Here is a 24,899-nt window from a genome sequence, read left to right on the forward strand (position 1 = left end):
GGAGGAACCCAGCGGGTCTGGGTGCCGTAACCTGCACTCTCGTTCGTGCCATTGAGCGGCCCGTCAAAGGAGAAATGCCATGAAACTTCTGGTCACTGGAAGCAGCGGACGAATCGAGCGCGCGGCGATTGAACGCCTTCTCGAAGAGGGGCACGAGGTCATCGGAATCGACGAGGTGCCGTCATCCGACATGAGGTGCCCGTTCGCGCGCGTCGATATGCGGGACTATGGCCAGGTCCTTGATGCGGTCGCCGATATCGAATCCGGGATTGATGGCATCGTCCATCTTGCTGCGATAGTAGGCGCGAAAGTCGCTGCGAGCACGCACATATTTCACACCAATACCGCCATCAGCTACAATGTTTTCCAAGCGGCAAAGATCGCGGGCATAAAGAACATTGTTTTTGCGAGCAGTGAGACCTTGCTGGGCGTCCCGTTTGACGATCCACCTGCCTATTTTCCGGCCGATGACAAGCTGACCTCGAAGCCTGAGAGTAGCTACGCGCTTTCCAAACTTGTAGACGAATCCGTCGCAGCCGAGTTCTGCCGCTGGGATCCTGCGCTCAAAATGATCGGCCTGCGGTTTTCTTGGGTAAAAGAGCCCCACCAATATGATGCAATGAAAGCTTGCGAAGATAATCCCGGCTTTCAAAAATGGAACCTGTGGTCCTATGTTGACAGCCGGACTGTGCCCAGGCCATTTCGCTTGCGCTCAACGCAAGCCTCAATGGTTTTCATCACCTCGCGATAGCAGCAGATGATACCGTGTTGGCGCGGCCCACACGTGCCCTTATGGCTGCTTATTATCCCAATGTACCGCTACAAGGACAACTTGCTGAACATGGCAGTCTTGTCTCAAGCCAAATGGCCCGAGACGTTCTAGGTTATCGCCCGAAGTACAGCTGGCGTGACATACCAGCGGGGGTCTCCTAGCTTCTTAAGCTGCTGTGACCTTTCAAAAGAAGGTCGAACGCGGATCAGCAAATTTATCATATCCGGGCGGGCTTCCAAGTTGCTTGCATTCGCTTCATAAGGTTCGCCGCGGTTTGCACTTCTGAAAATGGGGAACATAGACGTGATTTCGAAGGGTGCGGAAGAAGCAGCGTCGGCAACGGCGTCTCCTTGTGTACAGATCTCTCGTCCAACTGCTTTCAAACAGCAGACGGCAGACTTCAACTCCGAGCTTCACGCTCGACCGTCGATCTATTTCAACGGTCCGGCAATTGTTGAGCACGTTGCTTTCATGCCCAGAGACGGTGTGATCAAGGAGTTCCACGACAGTCTCAAAGCTGATGGCACGATTTCGGTTAGAGTCGAAAGGCACACTGAATTCGTGACGGTTACGCGCGTCCGGAAACTTGACAGCGAGCCAGGGGGCTGGCCGGAATCTGACCTCCTTGAAAGTGACTTTGCCGAGCTCGCAGATTGAACTCACCGCTGCTCGTTTGTCACGTCAGTATCCTTGTCCTCGGGAACCCTCCTGACAAGCTGGGACCGGTGCTGGAAACCTTCGACTTCGGTGATACCGCCGCCTCATTGATCGGTGGGGGCGCGGCGCAGGTTTGCTCCGATTTTCGTGTTCGAGGGGACAATTCAAGTAGAATTATCCTGTTCAACAAGGATCTAAACGCACACCGCCTGGGGCGCATGGTACGCCGCATCTTCGAGATCGAAACCTACAGATCCATGGCGCTTCTCGGATTGCCGGAAGCGCGTCGTCTCGCCCCGCTTCTCGGCGGATATGACACGGAGCTGGTTCAGCTGACCAATCGCAATCTTCGTACGCCCGCACATCAGCACAAGCAATTGCTCGAGGAGATTACCGCTCTCTCATCCCATGTCATCTCGGCCACCGCCGAGACCAGAAACAGGTTCGGCGCAACCGCAGCCTACGCCAAGATCGTTGAGGAGAGGATCGCGCTTTTACGGGAAACGCACGTCGTCGGCTTTCAACGCTTCGGTACCTTCGTGGAGCGGCGGTTCAAGCCAGCGGTGCGTACCTGCGAAGCGACCGCCTTGAGGCTTGAGCAACTATCGAGGGCTGCGATGCACTTGCTCGACTTGTTGCAAACCCGAATTCAGGTCGAGATCGAATTCCAGAACGCGACACAGATCCAGGCCATGGCTGATCGCGCCGCGACGCAGGTCAAGATCCAGCGCGCGGTCGAAGGCTTTTCGATCATTGCAATCAGCTACTATTTGTTGAGCTTGCTGAAGTTCGTGTATGAAACGGCAGACCACGCTGGGTTCCATTTCGATCCAATGATCATGCTCGTCGCTGTTCCGGTCGTTGTGGGATCTGTTGTGATCACCATTCTGCGCGTCAAGCATGCGCTGAAAGCAGAGAGCTAGCGGCGGCGCAACCTCGCCTCAACAAGCTCGATCAATCAAGCAGCTCTTGAGTATCTCCACGAGGCGGTTCAGCGGAGGCGGTCATCTCTTCTTCAGGTAATGGCTCGCTGGGGGACTGCGTTTTGAATCTAAGATTGGCAGACATTCTCGCCGCCACGACGTCTGCGACAATCGACAATGCCAGAGAAGACGCACTTTTAGCTTTGCCGAAAATTCCGATCGGAGCTTTGATCCGGTCGACATCGGCCTCGCTATAGCCGTCGTCGGCCAGAGCCTTGATCCGCCTACCGTGTGTGCGCAAACTTCCCAAAGCTCCGATATAAAAGGCCCGGCTGTCGAGCACGAGCCGCAAGTGCGGTATCTCCCGGTCAAGGTCGTGATAGAGCAATGCGACCGCGGTAAATGGATCGATCAACGACTCTAAAGAACTGGCCGTCATCTGTCCGTCGACGAGATGAATGTCGATGTGGGCGGCGCGCGCGACGTCTGCCGTTGCCGTCGCTTCGATCGAACGGCCAAAAACGAGCAATCTGGTGGTCGGTTGGTAGGCGATGACGAAATCTTCCCCATTCCACTGCGACACACCACGGAACCGACGGTCGACGGATAGTCTCTCGGAGGCGGGACTATATCTGAGAGCTATTCCACGCCTTAGCTCGAGTTCGCCGATCACCTCCTCCAATTCTTTGCCGCTCTGCAGCCGGTGGATAGCGAGATTGATCCCTCCTCCGCACGAAAGAACAATATCAAAAAACCGCGACCCTTCGCCGAGCCGCAGGAAGCGATCATGCCCGTTTTGCAAGGCCTCCAATGCTTCTGCTGCAACGGCGTTCTCTGTACAACCGCCAGAAACGAAGCCGCAATAGAGTCCATCTGCCCTGACGACCATTTGAGAGCCGAGCGGGCGTGCCGAGCCGCCGTGGATCTCGACCAAGGTTACCAGGGCGGTCGCTATGCCCGCGTCGACCGAGGCGCGAGCATAACGCAAAATTTCAAGAGGCTCGTCTGTCGAGAGGCCTATCGCGGGGACGACAGGGTCCGTCATCTGGTCCCGCGCCGCCATGGCTTCCTCCAGCGATAGGTCACATTTCTCTCCTAACGAGACGCTCACCCGCCTATGGTCGAAGCGATGGCGGCAGCGACCGTCTCGACGTCCTGCCTTGCGTCGATCCGGCGCAGAAGTCCGCGTTGCTCGTAAAATGGTGACAACTGCGCCGTTGCGCTGATAAACTCCTCTACCCTTCGCTTTAACACTTCCGGATTGTCATCCGAGCGGCTGCTTCCTCCAGCCTCCCGTGACTGCTCCGCCCGCGTCCTGATGCGAGCTTCAAGCAGCTCGAGAGGAATATCAAAGAGCATCACGTGATCCAGTGGCAGATTTTTCTCGGCAAGATGTGCCTCTAGTGCGCCTGCTTGTGCGACCGTGCGCGGAAAACCATCGAGGATGTAGCCAGCCCGGCCGGCGGCATTTTCAAGGCCTTCTTCCACGAGACTTATGACGACCTCGTCCGGCACCAGCCTGCCCGAATCGACGGCGGCTTTCGCCTGAACGCCGAGTGCGCTTTGTGCCTTGATCGCGTCGCGAAGCAGATCACCGGTCGAGATATGCAACAAGCCTCGCTCCCGTATAAGCCGTTCCGCCTGCGTCCCTTTCCCAGCGCCGGGCGGGCCAATGAAAACAAGTCTCGTCATTCCTCAGACTCCCATGCACAGATATTTGATCTCAAGATAGTCATCCATTCCGTACTTGGACCCCTCGCGACCATTTCCGCTTTCCTTCACGCCACCGAACGGCGCGACCTCGGTCGAGATCAGTCCTTCGTTGATGCCGATGATGCCGGCCTCAAGCGCCTCGGCGACTCGCCAAATCCTGGAAATGTCACGGCCGTAAAAATAGGCGGCAAGTCCGAATTGCGTTTTGTTGGCAAGCTCAATTGCTTCGCTTTCTGTTTCAAACCGGAAAATCGGCGCGACCGGCCCGAAAATCTCCTCGCCGAAGATCTGGGATTTCGACGAGACGTCGGCGATCACTGTCGGCTGATAGAAGCTGTGGCCGAGCGCATGCCGGCCGCCGCCCGCCACCACTCTGCCGCCGTGGCTGATGGCGTCCGAAACAAGCTCCTCGACCTTTGCGACCGCCTTCTCGTCGATCAGCGGGCCGATCTGTACACCGGACGCAAATCCATCCCCGACGCTCAATTGGGATACGGCGTCCGATAATCGGGCTACGAAAGTGTCGTATATGCCGCTCTGGACGAGAAAACGGTTGGCGCAGACACAAGTCTGGCCGGCATTGCGGTATTTCGAGGCGATCGCGCCTTTGACGGCGGCCCCCACGTCGGCGTCGTCGAAGACGATGAAGGGCGCGTTTCCACCAAGCTCCATCGAGGTCCTCTTCACGGTTGCCGCGCACTGGACCATCAGGACCTTGCCGATTTCCGTCGAACCGGTGAAGCTGAGCTTGCGAACGGCTGGATTGGACGTCAGTTCGGCGCCGATGTCACCGGCCGACCCCGTCACGCAGGAAAGCACGCCCTTCGGCACGCCTGCACGCTCCGCCAGAACGCAGAGAGCAAGCGCCGAAAGCGGCGTCTGGCTGGCCGGCTTGATGATCATGGTGCAGCCTGCAGCCAGACCTGGCCCGACTTTCCGGGTGATCATCGCTGCCGGGAAATTCCAGGGTGTGATCGCTGCGCAAACTCCGATCGGCTGCTTGATGACGACAATGCGCTTGTCGGGCGTCGGAGCCGGAATGGTGTCGCCGTAGACACGCTTGGCCTCTTCGCCGAACCATTCAATGTAGGACGCCGCATAGGCGATCTCGCCCCTGGCCTCAAAAAGCGGCTTGCCCTGCTCGGCCGTCATGATGGCGGCAAGGTCGTCCTGGTTCTCGATCAGAAGATCGAACCATTTCCGCAGGATGGCAGCACGTTGCTTTCCGGAAAGCTCCCTCCAACCGGACTGTGCTTGTTCGGCGCTCTCGATGGCCCGCCGCGTTTCACCGGCCCCCATTCGGGGAACGCTTGCAACGACGGAACCGTCAGCAGGATTGGTGACATCAATCACCCGGCCGTCGTCGGCGTCGCGCCATTCTCCGCCGATGAAGCACTGCCTGCGCAGCAGCAATGGATCCTTGAGGGTGGGAACTGCCATGGGGTTATCCTTGTTTGAACTTAATCATGCTTCGACCAGAAGCGGCTCAAGCAGCGCTCTGGCCTTGTCGCCGAACGGCACCGGTCGGCGCGACAGGCGATCAACGTTGACATGGATGAAAAAACCTTCGGCTGCGGCCCCGCCTTCATCGTTACGGAACAGGCCGATCTCGTAGCGAACCGACGAACTGCCTAGCCTCGCCACCCGAATGCCTGCCGTCACCTGATCGGGAAAGGTCATTTCGGCATGGTAGCGGCAGCCCGTCTCCACGACGAGAAACACCTCGGTGCCAGCCTTGATGTCGAGCACGCCGTTTTCGATGAGAAAGGCATTCACCGCGGTATCGAAGAGCGTGTAATGCACCACGTTGTTCATGTGCCCGTAGGTGTCGTTGTCCGACCAGCGTAGGCCGGTCGTGCGGAACACCTTGTAGGCAGAGCGTCGTGAGGGAGTTTCGCGCTTCGCCATTACCAGGCCGCCCTGTATATCGAGAGCGCATCCCTTTCGCTCACCTCGCGGGGGTTGTTGACGAGGAGGCGCGTCTGCTTCATGGCGTCGCGCGCCATGACCGCAAGATGCTCCTCGCCGATGCCGACGTCGCGAAGCCGTGACTGAAGCCCGAGCTTTTCCGACAGTCCGGCAAGCCGCTCGATGAAGGCGGCGCAGCGCCCCTCATCCTCCCGTTCTGACACAAGATCCGGAAATGCATCGGCGGCGATTTCCGCGTAAACCGATGCGGCATCAGGTGCGTTGAACCGCAGAACATGCGGAAGAACCAGCGCGTTGGATAGGCCATGGGGGATATGGAAGGTCCCACCGATCGGATAAGCCAGCGCATGTACGGCGGCGACGGGGGAGTTCGCGAAGGCCTGCCCGGCAAGCATCGAGCCAAGCAGCATCGCACCGCGCGCGGCGCGGTCTTGACCGTCGGACACGGCCTTCTCGATATTCGCGCCCAGCAGCTGAAGCGCCTGGCGCGCCAGCATCTTGGACAGCGGATTGTTGTTGGCGCTTTTCGAGGCATAGGATTCGATCGCATGCACCATGGCGTCGATGCCGGTAGCCGCCGTGATATCGGCGGGAAGGCCGATCGTCAGATCAGCATCGAGGATCGCGATATCGGGCAGGATGATCGGCGACGATACGCCGCGCTTCTCGTCCCCGCCGACGGTGATGATCGAAACCGACGTGACCTCGGATCCGGTCCCGGCAGTGGTCGGCACAAGCACCAGCGGCAGGCGAGGCCCCTTGGCGTTGCCGACACCCCAGGCCTCGTCGATATCCTCGCCCGATCCGCAGAGAAGAGCCACGATCTTGGCAACGTCGAGCGAAGACCCGCCGCCGAAACCGATGATGCCGGTAACACCCGCTGGCCTCGCCATGTCCGATGCCGCCATCACGGTCGCAAGAGACGGATCGGCTTCGACGCTGTCGAACACGGTCACCTCGATACCCGACCCTGAAAGCGAGGCCAGAGCCGGATCGCAAAGCCCTAGCCTGCGCAGACCAGCGTCGGTCACGAACAGGATGCGCTCGCCCAGCTTCTTCTTGACGATGTCGCCGATCCCGGCGGCCGCACCCGGCCGGAAAACGATCTGCGGGGTCGTGGTGAATATGAAAGGGTTCATGCAATTCTCCTCTGTCACTTCCCTCACGCGGCAGGCAGGCTGTCGCGCAGCTTCACGCGCAGGATCTTGCCGGATCCTGTTCGCGGTATTTCGTCGACGATGTAGATGCGATCAGGAACCTTGTAGGCAGACAGGCGCTTCTTGCAGTGGGTAAGGAGGGCTGCCTGATCGAAAGCCTCGGCATCCTTAAGAACGACACAGGCCACCGGAACCTCGCCCAGCATCGTATGCGGCATGCCGATGACGGCGCAGTCTATGACGGCTTGATCAAGCAGGATCGTCTCCTCGACCTCGGTTGGCGCGATGTTCTGCCCGCCGCGAATGATTAACTCCTTCAGGCGGCCGGTGATCGTCAGGAAACCGTTCGCATCGGCCTTGGCGAGATCGCCTGTGCGATACCAGCCATCGACGACGGCTTTCTGGGTCTCCTGTGGTTTGTTGTGATAGCCCTGCATCAGGTTCGGCCCCTTGCAGATCAGCTCGCCTTCGCTGCCGACCGGAACGTCGAGGCCGGTTTTAGGATCTACCAGCCGGACTGTGACGCCGGGAAGCGGCAGGCCGCAGGAACCTGACACGCGCCAGCGGCCGGGCCAGTTCATTGTCACCATCGTGGAAGTCTCGGTAATGCCGTAACCGTCGAGCAGCGCGACCCCGAAGAATTCCTCGAAGTCGTTGTTCAGCGTGCCGGGAAGGATGGCACCCGCCGACACGCAAAGCCTCACCGACGACAGCAGTTTCTCGCCGTTTGTTTGGCATGCGGAGAGGAAATAGTGAAAGACGGTCGGCACGCCGGGCATGAACGTGAAGCGTCCCGACCGTAGCAGTTCGGTTGCCTGCGTAGTCGAGAATTTCTCCATGATGTATTCGCTGGCGCCAAGCGCGATGATGGAGAGGACCGCGATGTTGAGCGCATAGGAATGATAGAGCGGGAGCGTGTTGAGGACGACGTCGTTCTCGTCCATCCCCGCGATCGGCGCCCAGCAGGCGGCCGTCACCCACAACATGGATCGTGTCGAGAGAAGCACGCCCTTGGGCTGCCCGGTCGTTCCCGACGTGTAGACGATATAGGCCGGCCGATCGACATCGCGGTCGTCCTCGAAACCGGACGACTGCGGCCGCTCCACCCCTAAAAATCCGGAGGCCGGGTCCGCATCGATCACGAGGACAGGCCTGTCTAGCCGCGACAAGACCGCGTCTGCCATCGTCCGTTTCTCCGGCAGGGCAACCAGCACCGCGCATCCGGCGTCGGTGATACGGTATGCGAGCTCGGCTTCGGTGGAATCAATGCTTATCGGGACGCAGATGCCGCCTGCGCGCACGACGGCGAGGCAGGCGACCACCCAGTTGACGGAATTCGGCAGGAATATTGCGACGGCCTGCCCCTGCCGAAGTCCACGAGCGACGAGGTGGGAAGCCAGGGCTTCAGTCTCCGCATCGAGCTGCGGATAGGAAACCGAACGCATCCTGTCCTCGAACGCCATTTTTTCAGGATAAAGGCGCGCATTTCGCCGAAGGATTTCGCCGACGGGCGCGATCAAATCGTAACGTATCATCTTGGCTCCTCCCAATCCTCCCGTTAGACCATGCAAAAGCCGCCGTTGACACTGATCACCTGGCCCGTCACCCAGGACGATGTCTCCGAAGCGAGGAAGGTGACCATTGGGGCGATATCGTCGGGCCTGCCGATACGGCGCAACGGGTAGGCCTTGACGATCTTCTCCCGGTTCTTCTCGAGGAATTCCGGGTCCGAATGGGAGGTCTCGATCAGGCCGAGCGAGACCGTGTTGACGGTGACGTTGTTGCGGCCAAATTCCCGGGCAAGCGACTTGCCGAGCGCGATTGTACCGCCGCGCGCCGCGGCGGCAAGTGCAAGGTTGGCTTCGCCGATGCGTGAGCTGTCGCCTACGAGATTGATGATGCGGCCGGAGTTCTGCGCGATCATCAGCGGCGCCACCTCATGGCAACAATTGATCGCGCCGTAGAGACACACGTCGATCTGCTGCTTCCAGTCTTGCGGGGTCGAGTCAACGAACCGCTGGTACTTCACGTAACCGGCATTGTTGACGAGAATGTCGACCGTGCCAAAGTCCGCCGTGACGGCGGCGATCATCGCCTTGACCTGGGCATTGTCGCTGACGTCAGCCTGGTAGGCTTTCGCCTTTCCGCCGCCCGCCTCGATGGATGTGACAACGGCCTCAGCTTCATCCCTGGAACGGCTGTAGTTCACCGCGACGACGGCGCCTTCGGCAGCGAGAGCGCGTGCGATATCGCCTCCGACATCCCGGCCACCGCCCGTGACCAACGCCACCTTGCCCTTGAGATTGGTCTCCATTGCATTGTCTCCTTGATACTTGAATTGCTGCCTTCGCAGCGAATTGGTGAATGAGGCCGAAAACCGTTATCGGCCCAGAAACCGCGGCGAGCGCTTCTCGCCGAACGCCTTGCGTCCTTCGGCGTAGTCGTGACTTGAACTCGCCTTGTCGATCAGTGTTTCCGCCTCGACAAGGTCGAGATCCCCCCGGGCACAGCCGTTGAGGATGAACTTGGCACCCCTGATCGTCAGGGGAGCGTTGGATGCCATGGCATTGGCGCGTTCCAGAGCAGCCGCGTGCGCATCCGATGCAAGCTCGTCGATGAAACCGGTGGCAAGCGCGTCGCGCGCAGTGAATCGACTTGCCGAGTAAAGAATTCGTTTTGCCTCGCTGACGCCGACGAGCGAAAACAGTTTGCGGGTCGCGGAGACGCCATAGACGATCGACAGGCGGGCGGCGGGAATGCCGAAGGTGGCACTCTCTTCCGCGATCCGAAAATCGCAGGACATGGCAAGATGAGCAGCACCACCCAGGCAATAACCGCGCACAACCGCAACCGTGGGCTTGGAGACCTCGTAGATGGCGTCACCCGCCGCATCGACGGCGACCTCGTAGCGTGTGCTTTCCTCCACTCCCCCCCGGACCGTCTCGAATTCGCTGATATCAGCGCCGGCAGAAAAATCGCTTCCCGCACCCATCAACAGAATAGCGCGAATATCCGTATCACCGTCGAACTGACGAAATAGCTCCGCAAGCTCGCACCACATCGAATAGGTCACAGCGTTGCGCTGCATGGGCCGATTCAGTGTGACGGTGGCTATACCGTCGGATTTCTCCACCAGAATATCACTCATTTCTGCTCTTCTCTTCCCTGCTGACCCCGGACTAGTGGCCCATGCGATCGCGGTGGGAGTGCCCGGCGCAAGAAAGCCGGGTACTCCATTTCGTTCACTTCTTGACCAGAGGGCATTGGCTCTCGGAAAGCGGGCGGAACGCCTTGTCGCCGGGAATGGTCGTGACAAGCTTCAACAGGTCCCATTCGCTCTTGGATTCGGCCGGCGTCTTTACCTGGTAAACGTACATGTCATGCACCATCCGGCCGTCCTCGCGGATCTTGCCGCCCTTTGCGAAGAAGTCGTTGATCGGCGTCTCCTTCATACTAGCCATAACCTTCTTGGTGTCCGTCGTGCCGGCGGCCTTGACGGCCTGCAGGTAGTGCATGGTCGAGGAGTAGTCTCCTGCGTCGCCCATATGCGGCGGACGACCGACGCGCGCCTCGAACTTCTTGGCGAAAGCCCGGGTCTCGTCGTCGCGATCCCAGTAGAAGGCATTCGTCAGGATCATGCCCTGCGCCGTTTCGAGCCCGAGGGAATGGACGTCCGTATCCCAGACAAGCAGGCCGGCAACCGTCTTGCCCGACGAGGCAAGCCCGAATTCGGCGGCGGATTTGACCGCATTCACGAAGGTCGTACCGGAACCGGCCATAGCGACGACATCGGCAGGCGATGCCTGCGCCTGCAGCATGAAGGCACTGTGGTCGGCAGTCTCGATCGGATAGCGGACGGCGCCGGAAACGGTTCCCCCGTTTGCCTTGACGATCTGGGTTGCATCCGCCTCGAGCGCATGGCCGAAGGCGTAGTCGGCAGTCAGGAAGTACCAGTTCTTCTTGCCTTCCCGGATCAGTTCGTTGGCGGTGCCGTTGGCGAGCGCATAAGTATCATATGAGTAGTGGATGCTGTTCGGCGTGCAGCCGTCGTTCGTCAGGCGTGACGAACCGGAGCCGTTGACGATGGCGATCTTGTCCTCGTCCTTGGCAACCTGCGTGACAGCCAGAGCTATGCCCGAATTGATCAGGTTGTTGATCATCGTCACGCCCTGCGAGCCATACCATTCGCGGGCCGTGGCCACCGCCACCTCCGGCTTATTCTGATGGTCCGCGACGACGACTTCCAGCGGACGGTCGAGGACCTTGCCACCAAAATCCTCGACCGCCATCTTGACGGCGGCAATCGCCCCCTCGCCGGCCTCGTGCGAGAACTGGCCGCTAACGTCGGTCAGGACGCCGATCCGGATCGGCCCTGAATCCTGGGCCTGGACCTGTACGCACATAGCGCCGATAGCCCCGGCGCAAGACAGCAAAATTCGTAGACGTTTCAACATTCCATCCTCCCAGATCCGGCGCTGCAGCTCCTCCGCGAGCGCCAACAATAAACTTGCTCTATCATACTTACTGTAAGCCAGACGCCGATATATGATGCGCCATTGTGGGCTTCGAGGAGTAAGATAGACAGAATTTTCACAGTTGTGCAAGCTTGCATTATTAGACTTTGTGTGTTTTTCTAAAACTGCCTTTCGCGAGGAGAGGTGCGTGGCAGTCATCGTCTGACGCCACTGGAGGAAATCGAGCAGATAGGGAGGATCCGTGCCGGAGAACGCACCCATAATCGAGGCGCGCAATTTGACGCGCTCGTTCGGCGGCTTCGTCGCCGTGAACAACGTCGATATCCGGATCTGGCCGGGACAGATCCACGCGCTGATCGGCCCCAACGGCGCCGGGAAGAGCACGCTGTTCAACTTGTTGACCAAGTTTCTTTCCCCGAGTTCGGGGCAAATTTTCTTCAAGGGCCGCGACATTACTGACATGGCGCCTGCCGACATCGCGCGGCTTGGCCTCGTTCGCTCGTTCCAGATCTCGTCGGTGTTTCCGCACCTGAGCGCGCACGAAAATGTGCGGGTGGCGCTTCAGGCCCGCGAGCGTGAGACTTTCTCATTCTGGAAGTCCAACCGGTGTCTGAAGCGCTTCGACGAGGAGGCGCTCTCCCTTCTCGAAAGCGTCGGTCTTGCCGAGAAGGCGCGAACGAAGGCGAGCGAATTGTCCTACGGACGCAAGCGCGCCCTTGAACTGGCAACCACACTCGCGCTGGAACCGGAAGTTTTGCTGCTCGACGAACCGATGGCCGGCATGGGCACGGAAGACATTGGCAAAACGGCATCGCTGATCCGACGCGTCGGCAAAAGCCGTACCGTACTGATGGTCGAGCACAACCTCGGCGTCGTCGCGGATCTATCCGACACGATCACGGTGCTCCGCCGTGGTGAGGTGATTGCGGAGGGAACCTATTCAGAGGTTTCGACCAACGCCGAAGTTCGCAAAGCCTATATGGGAGGCGCCCATGGCTGATCCTGCACTCTTGAACGTCAGCAATCTCGAAGCCTGGTATGGCGAGAGTCATGTTCTGCACGGCGTTAACTTCAATGTCAGAAGAGGCGAAGTCGTCACTCTGATCGGCCGCAATGGTGCCGGCAAGACGACTACGCTGCGAAGCCTGATCGGCGTTGTCGGCAAACGGACCGGCGCGAGCACCTATAAGGGCACCGACCTCCTGAAGGTAGCGGCCCACAAAGTCGCTCGTCTTGGCATCGGCTACGTGCCGGAGGAACGCGGAATCTTCTCGAGATTAAACGTCATCGAAAACCTCATGTTTCCGCCCGCCTGGCAATCGGGCGGTATGAGCGTGGAGGAGATCTACACCCTCTTTCCGAATCTGAAGGGGCGCGACAACACGCCCGGAACGCGTCTTTCAGGCGGCGAGCAGCAGATGCTGGCGATCGGCCGAATTTTGCGCACCGGAGCCGATTTCATCCTTCTCGACGAACCGACGGAAGGCATTGCCCCCGTGATCATCGAGGAGATCGGCGCCGCGTTGCGCATTCTCAAGGACCGCGGCATGACGATCATTCTGGTCGAACAGAATCTGCGCTTCGCAGCATCGGTTGCCGATCGCCACTTCGTGCTCGATCAGGGCAAGGTCGTCGACGAAATCTCCAATAGCGCGCTTGACGCCAACATGGACCGGCTCAACCGGTATCTCGGGGTTTGACGGTGACACGCTTCATTCAACAGGTAAAATCCGATGACTGATTTTCTCGGGGTGCCGCTGCCCGTCCTTCTCGGCCAATTGCTGCTTGGCTTGATCAACGGCTCGTTCTACGCGCTATTGAGCCTCGGTCTCGCGATCATTTTCGGCATGCTCAACGTGATCAACTTTGCACACGGTGCGTTCTATATGCTTGGCGGCTTCGCTGCCTGGTATCTTTTTTCCCGCCTGGGGCTTGGATATTGGGGGACTCTGATTGCCGCTCCGATCGTGGTCGGGATTTTCGGCGTCGGCGTCGAACGACTGTTGCTGAAGCGGCTCTATCGGATGGATCACCTCTACAGCCTTCTCCTCACCTTCGGCATCGCGCTGATGCTGGAAGGGCTGTTCCGCCATGTTTTCGGCGCGGCGGGCAAGCCCTATCCCGTCCCTGCGGCGTTGACCGGCGGCATCAATCTCGGCTTCATGTTTCTCCCGATGTATCGCGCATGGGTCATCGTGGTTTCGCTTGTCATCTGCATCCTGACATGGCTTGCCATCGAGCGCACGAAGCTCGGCGCCTACCTGCGGGCTGCCACCGAGAACCCGGCCCTGGTTCAAGCTTTCGGGATCAACGTGCCCCTGATGCTCACCCTGACCTACGCCTTCTGCGTCGGCCTTGCCGGCTTTGCGGGCGCCCTTGCAGCGCCGCTTTATCAGGTAAGCCCCGGTATGGGTTCAAGCATCATCATCGTTGTCTTCGCCGTGGTCGTCATAGGTGGCATGGGATCGATCGGTGGCGCTATCGTGACGGCCCTCGGCCTCGGCATCATCGAGGGCCTCACCAAGACCTTCTATCCCGCAGCATCCTCGATCGCGGTCTTCGTGGTCATGGTGCTGGTAATTCTCATCCGGCCGGCAGGCCTGTTTAGTCGCGAGGCGTGACGATGAACGGCACCACTATGTCCAGTCCCGCTGCCGCACGCGGATTTGCTAGACCAACATGTTTTCTCGTCTTGGTCGCGGTCGCTGCGATCCTGCTTATCGCCCCGCTGGTGACGTATCCGCTATTCCTGATCAAGATTCTGTGCTTCGTGCTTTTCGCAGCGGCATTCAATCTGGCGCTCGGCTACGCAGGTTTACTCTCCTTTGGCCACGCGGCATTTTTCGGCGGCGGCGCCTATATCGCGGCTCACGCCGCAAAAGTCTGGCACTTGCCCTTCGAACTGGCCGTGCTTTCCGGAACCGCATTTGCGGCCGTGCTTGGCCTCGTGTTCGGCGCGCTGTCCATCCGGCGGCACGGGATCTATTTTGCAATGATTACGCTGGCCCTTGCACAACTCGTCTATTTCATGGCCGTGCAGATGCCGTTTACCGGCGGAGAGGACGGCATTCAGGCTGTGCCACGCGGCAACCTGCTCGGCATGATCGACTTGCGAAACATCACGGCCATGTACTACACCGTGCTCGGCGGTACGGTCATCGGCCTCGTGATCATCTGGCGGGCGGTCAATTCGCCCTTCGGCCACACCCTTTCAGCAATCCGCGAAAACGAAACCCGCGTGACTTCGCTCGGCCTCAAGCCAGATCGTTACAAGCTCATCGCGTTTACCTTGTCTGCTGCGCTGTCGGGCCTTGCCGGGTCGATGAAGGCGATCGCTTTCCAGCTTGCCTCTTTGGTTGATGTCACCTGGCACATGTCTGGCGAAGTCATTCTGATGACGCTGCTTGGGGGCATGGGAACGCTGATCGGTCCGATCGTGGGTTCGACCCTGGTCGTGGGCCTGGAGCACTTCTTGTCGACCAGCGGCCTGCCTATCACCTTCATCATCGGCCTGTTTTTCGTGATCTGCGTAATGATGTTCAGGCGTGGCGTTTTTGGCGAGCTCAAGCTCTTCCTCGAGCGCCGGAGCCAGTGATACATGAAGTCTTCTTGTGCAAGTTAAATGAAAAAGCCGGAACGATAGTTCCGGCTTTTTGTGCCAGACGTCCGGTTCTTGTTATCGAGCTCGGACGCCAAAGAGGTAGCCAATCGCCGCAGCCATTATCAACTGCACGGCGCTTGCCAGATCGGGAGACATTCGACCGCGGTCATCACCTGCCGGCAGAAGGCTGGGAAGCAGGCCGCCATAGACCGCCCACAACGCAGCCAACACGGACACGAACACCACAAACGCTAGGATTGGCATCGAAGGACCCGCGCGCGCGACTGCAACCGCAGGCGACGGCCCGGGACTAAATGCTGCCTCTATCCGCGCGCGATCTCTGGTAATGGACCTTTCGTCCTTCTGGGAGACACCTTCGGATTTCGGCGGGGTCAACCTGCCTGGGTCAACAGCCGCGTCCTGCCGCGCCTGGATCTCTTCCGCGAACCGTTTGAAGAATTGGCCCGCCATTTGTTTTGCAGTAACATCAATCAGCCTGCCACCAAGCTGCGACAGCTTGCCACCGATCTGTGCATCAACGGTGTAGATGAGCACGGTTCCGCTGTCAGCCGGTTCCAGTTTCACGGTCGCGACGCCCTTCGCAAAACCCGCAACGCCGCCCTGCCCCTCACCCGTAATCTTATACCCGTTAGGCGGATCAAGGTCCGAGAGCGTTACCGCCCCTTGGAAGCGCGCTTTTACCGGACCGACTTTCATAACCGCAATGGCGGTCATTTCCGTGTCCGAAGACTTTGTCAGTTCCTGACATCCTGGAATGCAACCTCTGAGCACCTCCGCATCGTTGAGCGCGGCCCATACGTCTTCCCTCGTCGCCGGAATTAACTGCTGGCCTGACATTTCCATGCGTACATCTCCTCACCTGATAATTGGATGTAGCCGCCTTGGACGGCGAAATCACATTGCTTGACATTCCTACCTTAAGTCTAATAATGCAAGTGATAATTCGAGCTTCGCATTGAACCGCCATGCGGGAGGACAATACGTGTCGAGGAAGTTAGTTTCGCAGGTGAGGTCGCAGCCGAGATGAAGCCCGCGCCGTTTGACTACATCGCGCCCACCACGATCGATGAGGTCGCCGCGGCACTTGCGGCGGCCGAGGGAGACGGTAAGATCATCGCGGGGGGCCAGAGCCTCATGCCGATGATTAATTTTCGGCTGGTAAAACCGACCATCCTCATCGACATCAACCGGGTGGCGGGCCTCGATCGGATCGAACTGCACGGAGATCGGGTGAGGATCGGCGCGACAGTACGCCATCACACGACCGCGACAGACGCGATCATCCGCCAACACTTGCCAATCGTGCATGAGGCGATGCATCACGTCGCGCATATGACAGTGCGCAACCGCGGTACCTTCTGCGGCAGCGTCGCGCATGCGGATCCAGCGACCGAGATGCCGATGATGACACGGTTTCTCGATGGGACGGTTATCGCCTACTCTCAGCGCGGTAGACGCGAAATACCTGCAGCCGAATTTTTTGTCGGATCGCTGGTCAACTCGCTGGAACCGGACGAGTTTGTAATTCGCGTCGAGCTCGACGCGATGAGACCGGATGCCGGATGGGGATTTGAGGAGTTTGCAAAACGCCACGGGGACTTCGCACTCGCCTGCTTTGCGACGACGCTGCATCGTGTAGATGGCATGGCGTCTGACGTTCGCGTTGGCATGATGGGCGTTGGTGAAACCCCGCTGCGGCTTGAAGAGATCGAGGGCATCATCGAGGGGACGGATGTTTCCGAGCCGGTTCTCGATATGGTGGCGGATCGCCTGGCTGGGATCCTCACGCCCAACACGGATATCCATGCCTCTGCGGATTTCCGTAGACATCTCTCCGGTGTCCTCGCCAAACGAGCCCTTCGCGCCGCCTGGAGCCGCGCGAACCACGAAAGGCTTCAAGCAAGATGAGTGAGAAGACGATCACCGTCGGCGTCAACGGCGTGTGTATGACGCGCACGATCGAAGCACGAATGCTGCTGAGCGACTTCCTGCGCCAGGACCTTTGCCTGACCGGAACCCATGTCGGGTGCGAACATGGCGTTTGCGGTGCCTGCACCGTCATTCTCGATGGAAGGAGCGCACGCTCCTGTCTGACGCTTGCAGTGCAGGCGGACGGGAGCGAAATCGAAACCATCGAAGGCCAGGGAAGCGTCGATAAACTCGGGCGAATCCAAGAAGCGTTCCGCCAGCATCATGGCCTGCAATGCGGATTCTGTACGCCCGGCTTCATCATGGCGATCACCGACCTTCTTCGCCACCATCCGCTGGAAACCGATGAGGAGATCAGGGAAGCGCTGTCGGGGAACATCTGTCGCTGTACGGGCTATGAAAACATCGTCAACGCCGTCCGCGAACTGGCTAAGGAGAGAGGACCTCTGAGATGAAGATGCATTTTCTTGACGGCGGCCGGCTTCGTATGCGCCGGTCCATCTACGTCCCCGGGGCGCTGAAGGAAGAAGCGATCGAGTTGCCGGTTCACGCCACCCTGTTGCGCCATCCTCAAGGCAACGTGCTGTTCGATAGCGGATGCAATCCGGAGGCCGCCATCGATCCGGGCGCGCGATGGGGCGGTTTGAGCAAGGTTATGACCCCGATCTTTTCACCTGAGCAGACGGTCGTTCATCAGTTGAAGACTCTTGCTCTCGATCCGGAGGACATAGATGTTGTGATCTGTTCACATCTGCATCCCGATCATTGCGGCTGCAACGCGTACTTTCGGCGCGCAACGATCCTCTGCCACGAGGCGGAGACGCAGGCTGCAACGGCAAGCGGTGCAGAGAATCTAGGCTATCTTCGAGGAGAATGGGACCAGCCCCAGGGTTTCCAGACTTTCAATGCGGAGCATGACGTCTTTGGCGACGGGCGCATCATCTTACTGCCCATGCCGGGTCATACCCCAGGAATGACCGTCGCCCGTGTCGAGCTAGAAAAAGACGGTTCATTTATACTCGCTTCAGATGCTGCGCCGCTCCAGTCGAATATCGATACCGGTATCGCTCCGAAAAATACGTGGAACATTGAGCTGGCCGCAGAGGCACTCGCTCGCCTGAAAGCTCTTCGGGAGCGGGGAGCTAAAATCATTTCCGGCCACGACGACGCGCAATGGCAAGAGTTGCGAAAGGGTGTGGAGTTCTACGAATGAGCCATCGGGACCATTCCGTCGAGCTGAGGCCCAAACTTGTCGGCAAGCGGGTCAAGCGCACCGAAGATCCACGTCTGCTGACGGGTGTTGGTCAGTATGTCGATGACCTGGCGCCAGCTGGTATGTTGCATGTCGCATTGCGACGCTCCGACCAGCCATATGCCCGAATCCTGAACATCGATGTCGGCGATGCGTTCTCGGTTCCCGGCGTCGTCGCGATCTATGACGCGAGCGACCTGGAAGGAGAGATCAAACCGGCCATCCCGACCTCGCGCATGCCTGGTTATTACGCCACCCCCATATGGCCGCTCGCACGCGGAAAAGTTCGATATGTAGGCGAGCCGGTCGTCGCGATTGTGGCCGAAAGCCGGTACGCGGCGGAAGACGCGCTTGAACACATCACTATCGAGTACGAGCCACTGCCCTTCGCTATCAGACAGGTCGATGCGGTGAAGGACGATGCCCCCCTCCTGCATGAGGAGGCCGGCACCAACACGATCATTCGCCGCGAGTTCAAACGTGGCGACGTCGACGCGGCATTCCAGGATGCAGCGGTCACCGTGAAAGGCAAGTTTCGGATGACGCGGAAGACAGCCGCTGCCATGGAGAACCGGTCCTATCTCGCCGAATGGGACAGCCGGAAACAATCGCTCACGCTTTACACATCCTCCAATATTCCAGGCGTGATCCGCGATGTGCTTTCGGGCTGCCTCGACCTCCCAGGAACACGCATGCGCGTAGTTGCCCCCGATGTGGGAGGCAGCTTCGGCGGCAAGGGGTCGCTCTACGGCGAAGAAATTCTTGTTTGCGCGCTGGCAAGGAAGCTGAAGCGGCCAATCAAGTTCATCAGCGATCGGCTGGAAGATCTTTCCGCGACCAGTCAGGCCTTCGACGAACTGATCGAGGCCGAGCTGGCGGTAACCAAAGACGGCATGCTGATCGGCCTGCGCGCAGACGTGATCGGCGATGTCGGAGCCTACTCGATCTACCCGTGGACCGCCGCACTTGAGACGGTGCAGGTCGTCAGCTTCCTGCCCGGGCCTTATCGGATGGAGCATTACCGGGGCCGGATCCAGGGTGTCCTCACACCAAAACCCCCAACCGGTCCTTATCGTGGTGTTGGCCGCCCTTCCTCGACCTTCGCGATGGAAAGGCTTATCGAGATGGCGAGCCGCAAGCTCGGCATGGACCCGGTCGAGTTCCGCCGCAAGAACCTCGTTCGGCCCGAAGAATTCCCCTATCGCACTGCTTCCGGCATTATCTGGGACAAGTCAGCCTTCCATGAATGCCTCCAAGGAGCGTGCGATCATGTGGATTACCCCGCTCTCAAGCGCGAAAGAGACAAAGCCAGAAAGGAGGGCCGATGGATCGGAATCGGTCTGGCGAGCTATGCCGAGTTGACCGGCATTGGCTCGCGTATCTCGGTGGCGCCGGGGATGCCGATCAACACCGGAACGGAAACCTCGAAGATCGAAATCGACGCCACCGGCGCGATTACCGCGGCATTCGGGATCTCCTCGCACGGTCAGGGGCTCGAGACGACACTGGCGCAAGTCATTGTTGACGAGCTCGGCTGCAAGCTCGAGGATATCGAGATCAAGCATGGAGATAGTTCGCTGGTTCCCATGTCCAGTGGGACCTATGCCAGCCGTTCGGCGGTTCTGGGCGGCGGCGCAGCCACGCTTGCAGCTCGCAATGTGAAAGCTAAGGTCTTGCGCGCTGCCGCCTACCTGATGGAGCAAAGTGCCGAGGATCTCGACATACATGATGGCATTGTTACCAGCAGAAACTCGAACCTGACCACGACACTTAAGGAAATCGCTTCTGCGGTCTATACGCAGATGGGGCGCATTCCAAGAGACCAGCGTGAGGATCTTACGGCTTCTGAAACCTACGATCCCTATCTCGGAACCGCCTGCTCCTCGACGCATCTTGCGATGGTCGAGGTCGATCCTGAAACCTACAGCGTGAAAATCCTGCGTTATGTCGTGGCGGAGGATTGCGGCAGGATCATCAATCCGATGATCGTGGACGGGCAGATCCACGGCGCAGTGGCCCAAGGTATCGGTGCTGCGTTGCTTGAGGAAATCGTCCATGACGACCAGGGACAGGCAGTTGCCGCAAGCTTTGCCGACTATCTCGTCCCGGTCGCCAGTAGCGTTCCCGATATCGGTATCGTCCATATCGAAGCAGATCTGCCGAATAATATCGGCGGCTTTCGCGGCATGGGCGAAGGTGGCACGATCGGCGCGCCGGCGGCGATCGCAAACGCCGTCTCGGACGCGCTTTCTCACCTCGGCGTGTCCGTGGACACGCTGCCAGTTACTCCAGAGCGCATTTTCCAGATGCTTCGCCACACCAGACTGTCCCCCGATGCGCCGGATTGACACTTTCGCGTTTTTGCCTTGTGGGATAAAAGACCCTTCAAAGGTCGAAAGGGTACCTCAGGACATAGTCGGTGTCCTTGGAGGAGATGGGTTTCTTGCACTCGGAGCAGACCACGATGGCGGAAAAATCCTGTCCGCAGGCCTTATGCCGAAGCCGCATTGGTGGCTTGCCGTCTGCGAGCCACCTGTCTCCCCAAGCCATCATGACGAGCATGGGCCTGTACAGATCGAGACCCATTTCCGTAAAGCGATACTCGAAGCGTTCGCCCGCATTATAGGGAACTTTACGCAATACCCCTGCCTGTACGAGCCGGGCGAGACGGTCCGCAAGAATGTTGGTGGCAATTCCGAGATTCTCCCGCATTTCCTCGAAGCGGCGAACACCGAACCAGCCTTCTCTCAGAATGAGGAAGCTCCAACGATCGCCGATGATCGCCAGCGTCCGCGCGACGGAGCACGGCCGCACTCTTTCCAAAAGTGTCGAATCTGAGCTTCTGCGAGATGTTGGGCGCGTCTCGACCGGAGCATATCCCGCGCCCGGTCCGTCGCGCGGCGCAACTTCTTTAGCCGTAAAAGGTTCGAGACACTCGCAGCAGACAGTAATCGGATGGCATTCACACCCACAACTTTTATGAATCAGCTGTAGCGGGGCTTCGTTGCCCCCCGTCAACCACTTGTCGCCGAACTCCATGAGCGAAAGCATCGTCGGAAAAAGATCTTTACCTCGGAGCGTCAGAAAATACTGTTGCCCCGGCTCGTTGGGCCGCTTTCCGGTGCTGAGGATCTCATTTGCCACAAGGCTCGAGAGTCGGGATGAAAGCGTTTGCCGTGGAATTCCCAGACGCTGCTGAAATTTGTCAAACCGGCGCACGCCGAAATAAGCTTCTCGAAGTATCAGGAAGTTCCAGGTCTCGAATACAATCTCCATCGTTCGCCGAACTGATGACTGTCGCTGCATCAGCAAGGGTTTTTCAACATCGGGCGGGGAGGCAATATTCATGGGCATCTTTATAATCTTGTTCATCGGATAGCGACTGACCACGAGCGCGAATGAGTTGACTGTTCACACCATACATATAGGGTATCAGGTCTAATAATGAAAGCTTTCTGCGTCATAAGGAGGTTGCATGTTCAATCGGAAACGGACCCATTGCTAGTCTCAAGTGATATAGTTGGGGGCGAGGTAAATGCGCCGTGACCCTAGGAGGCAATATGGAAAGGATTGCTGACCCTTCAGAGGTGGCTGTTGTACTGCTCGCCGCAGGACAGGCACGTCGCTATGGGGCCGCCACAGACAGCAAGCTCCTGGCATTGTTCGATGGTATTCCACTTGTCAGGCGAAGTGCCGTGCGCGCCTGTGAAAGCAGGGCTCGTTCCGTTACCGCGGTCGTCGGTTTTCGAGCTCCGGAGTTGATTTCAGCTCTCTCCGGCCTTCCAATCAGCATTGCGCACAACCCCGATTTCGCCAGCGGGATGTCGAGTTCTTTGATAACCGGGATCATGACGCCCCAAGTTCGATCGGCGCAGGGAACACTGGTCATGCTGGCCGACATGCCGTCGGTTTCAACGGCTGATTTAAACTCGCTTATTGAGGCTTTCGTTGCTCATGGTGGTCGATCAATTATCGGAGCGACCTGCGGGAACATTCGCGGTAATCCCGTGATCTTTCCCAGATCCCTCCTGGGCGAGGTCGCGAGGCTTAAGGGCGATCTGGGCGCAAGAAATATTATCCGAGCTTCCGATGTGCCCGTCGTCGATTTCGATATCGGCACTTCAGCGTTGCACGATGTCGACACGGTGGAAGCATTGATCGCAGCTGGCGGTATAATATCTTGATCTTCAGAGTAAGCGAACTATTGCTCGTCGTCGCCCCTGAGTGGCAGCCTGAGGCCATTCAGCCGCCCGAGCTTACGGAAGGCGCCAGATCCGCCAGCCTTTTGTGAGGTTTCTTTCGATCATATCCTGCATTCTAGAGCGGATCGTTCTCCGCGGCCTTTGCGCCCTTCAATTTCGATTAAGGTATTACGTATAAGGTTATACCTCAATTGCAGTGCAAAAGGTTTGCTCAGGCGGAGGGGAAATAATGTGGAGGATACGGAAATTTGGCGTGGCGATACGTTTGTCTATCGCATTCGGGTTGCTGTTGTGCGCAACGGGAGTTCTCTCTCTTTCGTCAATCAGCCAGGTCGACGAGATCAATGGTAAGCTCAGCCTCATAAATGGCAGTAACAGCCAAAAATACCGGAATGGCATCGAAATGCTGGGATCGGTCCGCGATCGAGCAGTGGCATTGCGCGACATCGTTTTGACCGACTCGAATACGGATCAAGCGACGACAATCGTGATGATGAAAAAGCTGCAGGCCTCCTATGCTTCCAACTTCGCGGAGTTGCAAAAGGCCGTTAGTTCTGATGTCGCCAGCACTGCCGCTGAGCGTCGGCTCGCCGAGGGTCTGACGGCTTTTCAGAATGAAGCGGAGCCGCTCATTGCCGAACTCACCAAGCTTACGCTCGAGGGAAAAAAAGACGAGGCAAAGCCCCTGCTCTTAAATGAACTTCGACCCAAGTTGACGGCATGGATTGGTGCTCTGAATAAGTTGATCGATTATGAGCAAGCGTTAAACCAAGGCGTGGGGGGCAAAGTCAAAGCGGCTTCTGATGAATTTAAATCTCTGACCCTCACTGCGCTCGGCATAGCTGCCTTGTTCGGAGTAACCGCCGCATCGCTGACTACCCGCTCAATCATCGCACCCCTGGCGAAGCTACAGCAGTCAGTCCGTCAAATGATAGCCGGCGACATGGAGATTGACCGAAGGCTCGAGCGACGGAAGGATGAAATCGGTCAGCTCGCGAGACAGATATCCGACCTTAAGACCCATCTGTCAGAAACGGCTGAGCGCGACGCGATTGCCGAACATAATCGACAGGATGCCGAGCGGCAGCGTTTGGAGCACGAAGCGGAAGAGCGCCAGCGGACTGCCGAACAGACCAGTTCTGCCGTCGAACAAGTTGCCGATGCTTTGAAACAATTGTCGAAGGGTAACCTGCACGTTGAGCTCAATCGGCCTTTCACGGGGGCTCTTGAGCCGCTCAGATTGGACTTCAATTCAGCGATCAGCCAGCTTCGCGATGCGATGTCCGAAGTGAACGATAATGCGCAGGCGATTGCTGCGGGGGCCGAAGAAATCCGTACGTCCTCGAACGAACTCGCGATGAGAACGGAGCAGCAAGCTATAGTCGTCGAGGAAACGGCGTCTGTCCTCGCAGACATGACAAGGCAGGTGGTGGACGCAAGCCATAAAGCACACGAAGCAGGGATCCTCGTCGGCGCGACGAAGGAGAATGCCGAGAGGTCCGGCACCATAATGCGCGAGGCTGTTGAGGCTATGACGAACATTCGGTCCTCTTCGGTTGAAATAGGCAATATCATCGGCGTCATCGATGAAATCGCGTCTCAGACAAACCTCTTGGCCTTGAACGCGGGCATTGAGGCGGCTCGCGCTGGGGAGACCGGCCGTGGGTTCGCGGTAGTAGCGCAGGAGGTCAGAGACCTGGCGCAAAGGGCTGCGGCAGCTGCGAAGGAAATCAAGTCCTTGGTCGAAATATCCAACGTGCACATAAATGATGGGGTCCAGCGCGTACACCAGGCCGGCAACGCTTTGGGCGAAATCGTCGTCCAGGTGCAGAGTGTTAATCAAAACGTCGATGCCATTGCGCAAGTTTCCCGCGTTCAGGCGGACGGGCTCAAGGACATCAATTCCTCAGTAGGAAAAATTGAATCAGCGACACAACAAAACGCAGCGATGGTGGAAGAATCGACCGCTGCCGTTAACAGTCTCGCCAAGGAGGCAGCCTCGCTTTTCGAGATGTTATCCAGGTTCCAGATGGACGCCGGGCCGGCAGATACCAAAGGCGTGGAGGAGCCAGTCTTCTCTGTGGCCACTGCATCACCGGCGTGGGTCCCGCAACGAGAGATTTCCAAGCTTTCGGCGTGAGCCGCTGCCGAGCATCCCTCAGATCGACTGGATCCGGCCCTGGGGCGGATACATGGAGAAGCGGCGGCGGTATCCATCGGCAAGCGGATTTAATGACGGCGCGAGGTCGGGAAACAGGTTCGGCCTCG

22 protein-coding genes and 1 pseudogene are annotated in these 24,899 nt (G+C 58.6%); 12 read left to right on the plus strand and 11 right to left on the minus strand.

The genetic code is table 11. From position 1 onward, the window contains the following. The first annotated feature begins 79 nt into the window (after window positions 1-79). Together ATY77_RS20215 and ATY77_RS20220 are read left to right on the plus strand one after the other, a co-directional pair. The gene (locus ATY77_RS20215; protein WP_088688543.1) at window positions 80-751 is read left to right on the plus strand and encodes an NAD(P)-dependent oxidoreductase; all 672 of its coding nucleotides are present in this window, start codon (window positions 80-82) and stop codon (window positions 749-751) included. A 324-nt stretch (window positions 752-1,075) separates the two neighbouring features. Beyond that, window positions 1,076-2,352: pseudogene (locus tag ATY77_RS20220) on the plus strand (DUF3422 domain-containing protein). Between the two features lie 31 nt (window positions 2,353-2,383). Here ATY77_RS20220 and ATY77_RS20225 read toward each other — a convergent pair. From ATY77_RS20225 to ATY77_RS20265, 9 genes are all read right to left on the minus strand, one after another. Continuing rightward, on the minus strand, window positions 2,384-3,415 hold the full coding sequence (locus ATY77_RS20225) for an XdhC family protein (RefSeq protein ID WP_245314371.1): 1,032 nt from the start codon (window positions 3,413-3,415) through the stop codon (window positions 2,384-2,386). Window positions 3,416-3,459: 44 nt separating this feature from the next. After that, window positions 3,460-4,044 (minus strand): adenylate kinase, encoded by a 585-nt coding sequence (locus tag ATY77_RS20230; protein WP_088688544.1) that lies wholly within the window; start codon window positions 4,042-4,044, stop codon window positions 3,460-3,462. 3 nt (window positions 4,045-4,047) lie between these two features. After that, window positions 4,048-5,505, minus strand: a complete 1,458-nt coding sequence (locus ATY77_RS20235; RefSeq protein ID WP_088688545.1) for an NAD-dependent succinate-semialdehyde dehydrogenase — start codon at window positions 5,503-5,505, stop codon at window positions 4,048-4,050. A gap of 24 nt (window positions 5,506-5,529) precedes the next feature. Next, on the minus strand, window positions 5,530-5,973 hold the full coding sequence (locus ATY77_RS20240) for a thioesterase family protein (RefSeq protein ID WP_088688546.1): 444 nt from the start codon (window positions 5,971-5,973) through the stop codon (window positions 5,530-5,532). Further along, the gene (locus ATY77_RS20245; protein WP_088688547.1) at window positions 5,973-7,133 is read right to left on the minus strand and encodes an iron-containing alcohol dehydrogenase; all 1,161 of its coding nucleotides are present in this window, start codon (window positions 7,131-7,133) and stop codon (window positions 5,973-5,975) included. Before ATY77_RS20245 ends, ATY77_RS20240 begins: the two co-directional genes overlap by 1 nt. A gap of 23 nt (window positions 7,134-7,156) precedes the next feature. After that, window positions 7,157-8,686: a class I adenylate-forming enzyme family protein gene (locus ATY77_RS20250; protein ID WP_088688548.1), complete on the minus strand. Its 1,530-nt coding sequence runs from the start codon at window positions 8,684-8,686 to the stop codon at window positions 7,157-7,159. A 23-nt stretch (window positions 8,687-8,709) separates the two neighbouring features. After that, window positions 8,710-9,465 (minus strand): SDR family oxidoreductase, encoded by a 756-nt coding sequence (locus tag ATY77_RS20255; RefSeq protein WP_088688549.1) that lies wholly within the window; start codon window positions 9,463-9,465, stop codon window positions 8,710-8,712. 66 nt (window positions 9,466-9,531) lie between these two features. Next, complete coding sequence (locus ATY77_RS20260; RefSeq protein ID WP_088688550.1) at window positions 9,532-10,299, minus strand: enoyl-CoA hydratase-related protein; 768 nt, start codon at window positions 10,297-10,299, stop codon at window positions 9,532-9,534. 94 nt (window positions 10,300-10,393) lie between these two features. Continuing rightward, window positions 10,394-11,602 (minus strand): ABC transporter substrate-binding protein, encoded by a 1,209-nt coding sequence (locus tag ATY77_RS20265; RefSeq protein ID WP_088688607.1) that lies wholly within the window; start codon window positions 11,600-11,602, stop codon window positions 10,394-10,396. Window positions 11,603-11,867: 265 nt separating this feature from the next. Here ATY77_RS20265 and ATY77_RS20270 point away from each other — a divergent pair, with 265 nt between their 5' ends. The 4 genes from ATY77_RS20270 to ATY77_RS20285 are packed head-to-tail and all read left to right on the plus strand — an operon-like array spanning window position 11,868 to window position 15,221. Continuing rightward, window positions 11,868-12,626: an ABC transporter ATP-binding protein gene (locus ATY77_RS20270; RefSeq protein WP_088688551.1), complete on the plus strand. Its 759-nt coding sequence runs from the start codon at window positions 11,868-11,870 to the stop codon at window positions 12,624-12,626. After that, complete coding sequence (locus ATY77_RS20275) at window positions 12,619-13,326, plus strand: ABC transporter ATP-binding protein (protein ID WP_190237662.1); 708 nt, start codon at window positions 12,619-12,621, stop codon at window positions 13,324-13,326. The genes ATY77_RS20270 and ATY77_RS20275 overlap by 8 nt, the downstream gene beginning before the upstream one ends. 33 nt (window positions 13,327-13,359) lie before the next feature. After that, entirely contained in the window at window positions 13,360-14,247 is an 888-nt protein-coding gene (locus ATY77_RS20280) for a branched-chain amino acid ABC transporter permease (protein ID WP_088688552.1), read from the plus strand. Window positions 14,248-14,264: 17 nt separating this feature from the next. Next, window positions 14,265-15,221: a branched-chain amino acid ABC transporter permease gene (locus tag ATY77_RS20285; RefSeq protein ID WP_088688609.1), complete on the plus strand. Its 957-nt coding sequence runs from the start codon at window positions 14,265-14,267 to the stop codon at window positions 15,219-15,221. An 81-nt stretch (window positions 15,222-15,302) separates the two neighbouring features. Here the strand turns inward: ATY77_RS20285 and ATY77_RS20290 are convergent, their stop codons facing one another. After that, window positions 15,303-16,091 carry a carbon monoxide dehydrogenase subunit G gene (locus tag ATY77_RS20290; protein WP_088688553.1) on the minus strand — a complete coding sequence of 263 codons (789 nt, stop codon included), beginning with the start codon at window positions 16,089-16,091 and terminating at the stop codon, window positions 15,303-15,305. Between the two features lie 180 nt (window positions 16,092-16,271). Here ATY77_RS20290 and ATY77_RS20295 point away from each other — a divergent pair, with 180 nt between their 5' ends. From ATY77_RS20295 to ATY77_RS20310, 4 genes are read left to right on the plus strand one after another with little or no spacing between them, the layout of a single operon-like run. Further along, window positions 16,272-17,156, plus strand: a complete 885-nt coding sequence (locus ATY77_RS20295; RefSeq protein ID WP_088688554.1) for an FAD binding domain-containing protein — start codon at window positions 16,272-16,274, stop codon at window positions 17,154-17,156. Beyond that, window positions 17,153-17,632, plus strand: coding sequence for a (2Fe-2S)-binding protein (locus ATY77_RS20300; protein ID WP_088688555.1), 480 nt, complete (start codon window positions 17,153-17,155; stop codon window positions 17,630-17,632). The genes ATY77_RS20295 and ATY77_RS20300 overlap by 4 nt, the downstream gene beginning before the upstream one ends. Next, window positions 17,629-18,390: an N-acyl homoserine lactonase family protein gene (locus tag ATY77_RS20305; RefSeq protein ID WP_088688556.1), complete on the plus strand. Its 762-nt coding sequence runs from the start codon at window positions 17,629-17,631 to the stop codon at window positions 18,388-18,390. Before ATY77_RS20300 ends, ATY77_RS20305 begins: the two co-directional genes overlap by 4 nt. Beyond that, window positions 18,387-20,777 (plus strand): xanthine dehydrogenase family protein molybdopterin-binding subunit, encoded by a 2,391-nt coding sequence (locus ATY77_RS20310; RefSeq protein ID WP_088688557.1) that lies wholly within the window; start codon window positions 18,387-18,389, stop codon window positions 20,775-20,777. The genes ATY77_RS20305 and ATY77_RS20310 overlap by 4 nt, the downstream gene beginning before the upstream one ends. 37 nt (window positions 20,778-20,814) lie before the next feature. Here ATY77_RS20310 and ATY77_RS20315 read toward each other — a convergent pair whose 3' ends face one another. Further along, the gene (locus ATY77_RS20315) at window positions 20,815-21,777 is read right to left on the minus strand and encodes a helix-turn-helix domain-containing protein (RefSeq protein WP_245314372.1); all 963 of its coding nucleotides are present in this window, start codon (window positions 21,775-21,777) and stop codon (window positions 20,815-20,817) included. A gap of 212 nt (window positions 21,778-21,989) precedes the next feature. On the opposite strand from ATY77_RS20315, the gene ATY77_RS20320 reads away from it, so the two are divergent. Together ATY77_RS20320 and ATY77_RS20325 are read left to right on the plus strand one after the other, a co-directional pair. Next, entirely contained in the window at window positions 21,990-22,613 is a 624-nt protein-coding gene (locus tag ATY77_RS20320; protein WP_088688558.1) for a nucleotidyltransferase family protein, read from the plus strand. A gap of 271 nt (window positions 22,614-22,884) precedes the next feature. Then, window positions 22,885-24,771 carry a methyl-accepting chemotaxis protein gene (locus tag ATY77_RS20325; protein ID WP_245314373.1) on the plus strand — a complete coding sequence of 629 codons (1,887 nt, stop codon included), beginning with the start codon at window positions 22,885-22,887 and terminating at the stop codon, window positions 24,769-24,771. Window positions 24,772-24,899 lie beyond the last annotated feature (128 nt).

The sequence above is a fragment of the Rhizobium sp. R634 genome (genome assembly GCF_002211305.1).
Taxonomy (GTDB): domain Bacteria; phylum Pseudomonadota; class Alphaproteobacteria; order Rhizobiales; family Rhizobiaceae; genus Rhizobium.

Coding starts and splice junctions, on each gene's coding strand:
- ATY77_RS20305 (WP_088688556.1), top strand. CDS start 17,629: ATGAAGATGCATTTTCTTGACGGCGGCCGGCTTCGTATGCGCCGGTCC.
- ATY77_RS20240 (WP_088688546.1), bottom strand. CDS start 5,973: ATGGCGAAGCGCGAAACTCCCTCACGACGCTCTGCCTACAAGGTGTTC.
- ATY77_RS20255 (WP_088688549.1), bottom strand. CDS start 9,465: ATGGAGACCAATCTCAAGGGCAAGGTGGCGTTGGTCACGGGCGGTGGC.
- ATY77_RS20315 (WP_245314372.1), bottom strand. CDS start 21,777: ATGAATATTGCCTCCCCGCCCGATGTTGAAAAACCCTTGCTGATGCAG.
- ATY77_RS20310 (WP_088688557.1), top strand. CDS start 18,387: ATGAGCCATCGGGACCATTCCGTCGAGCTGAGGCCCAAACTTGTCGGC.
- ATY77_RS20260 (WP_088688550.1), bottom strand. CDS start 10,299: ATGAGTGATATTCTGGTGGAGAAATCCGACGGTATAGCCACCGTCACA.
- ATY77_RS20285 (WP_088688609.1), top strand. CDS start 14,265: ATGTCCAGTCCCGCTGCCGCACGCGGATTTGCTAGACCAACATGTTTT.
- ATY77_RS20225 (WP_245314371.1), bottom strand. CDS start 3,415: ATGGCGGCGCGGGACCAGATGACGGACCCTGTCGTCCCCGCGATAGGC.
- ATY77_RS20250 (WP_088688548.1), bottom strand. CDS start 8,686: ATGATACGTTACGATTTGATCGCGCCCGTCGGCGAAATCCTTCGGCGA.
- ATY77_RS20215 (WP_088688543.1), top strand. CDS start 80: ATGAAACTTCTGGTCACTGGAAGCAGCGGACGAATCGAGCGCGCGGCG.
- ATY77_RS20300 (WP_088688555.1), top strand. CDS start 17,153: ATGAGTGAGAAGACGATCACCGTCGGCGTCAACGGCGTGTGTATGACG.
- ATY77_RS20320 (WP_088688558.1), top strand. CDS start 21,990: ATGGAAAGGATTGCTGACCCTTCAGAGGTGGCTGTTGTACTGCTCGCC.
- ATY77_RS20295 (WP_088688554.1), top strand. CDS start 16,272: ATGAAGCCCGCGCCGTTTGACTACATCGCGCCCACCACGATCGATGAG.
- ATY77_RS20230 (WP_088688544.1), bottom strand. CDS start 4,044: ATGACGAGACTTGTTTTCATTGGCCCGCCCGGCGCTGGGAAAGGGACG.
- ATY77_RS20235 (WP_088688545.1), bottom strand. CDS start 5,505: ATGGCAGTTCCCACCCTCAAGGATCCATTGCTGCTGCGCAGGCAGTGC.
- ATY77_RS20275 (WP_190237662.1), top strand. CDS start 12,619: ATGGCTGATCCTGCACTCTTGAACGTCAGCAATCTCGAAGCCTGGTAT.
- ATY77_RS20245 (WP_088688547.1), bottom strand. CDS start 7,133: ATGAACCCTTTCATATTCACCACGACCCCGCAGATCGTTTTCCGGCCG.
- ATY77_RS20290 (WP_088688553.1), bottom strand. CDS start 16,091: ATGGAAATGTCAGGCCAGCAGTTAATTCCGGCGACGAGGGAAGACGTA.
- ATY77_RS20280 (WP_088688552.1), top strand. CDS start 13,360: ATGACTGATTTTCTCGGGGTGCCGCTGCCCGTCCTTCTCGGCCAATTG.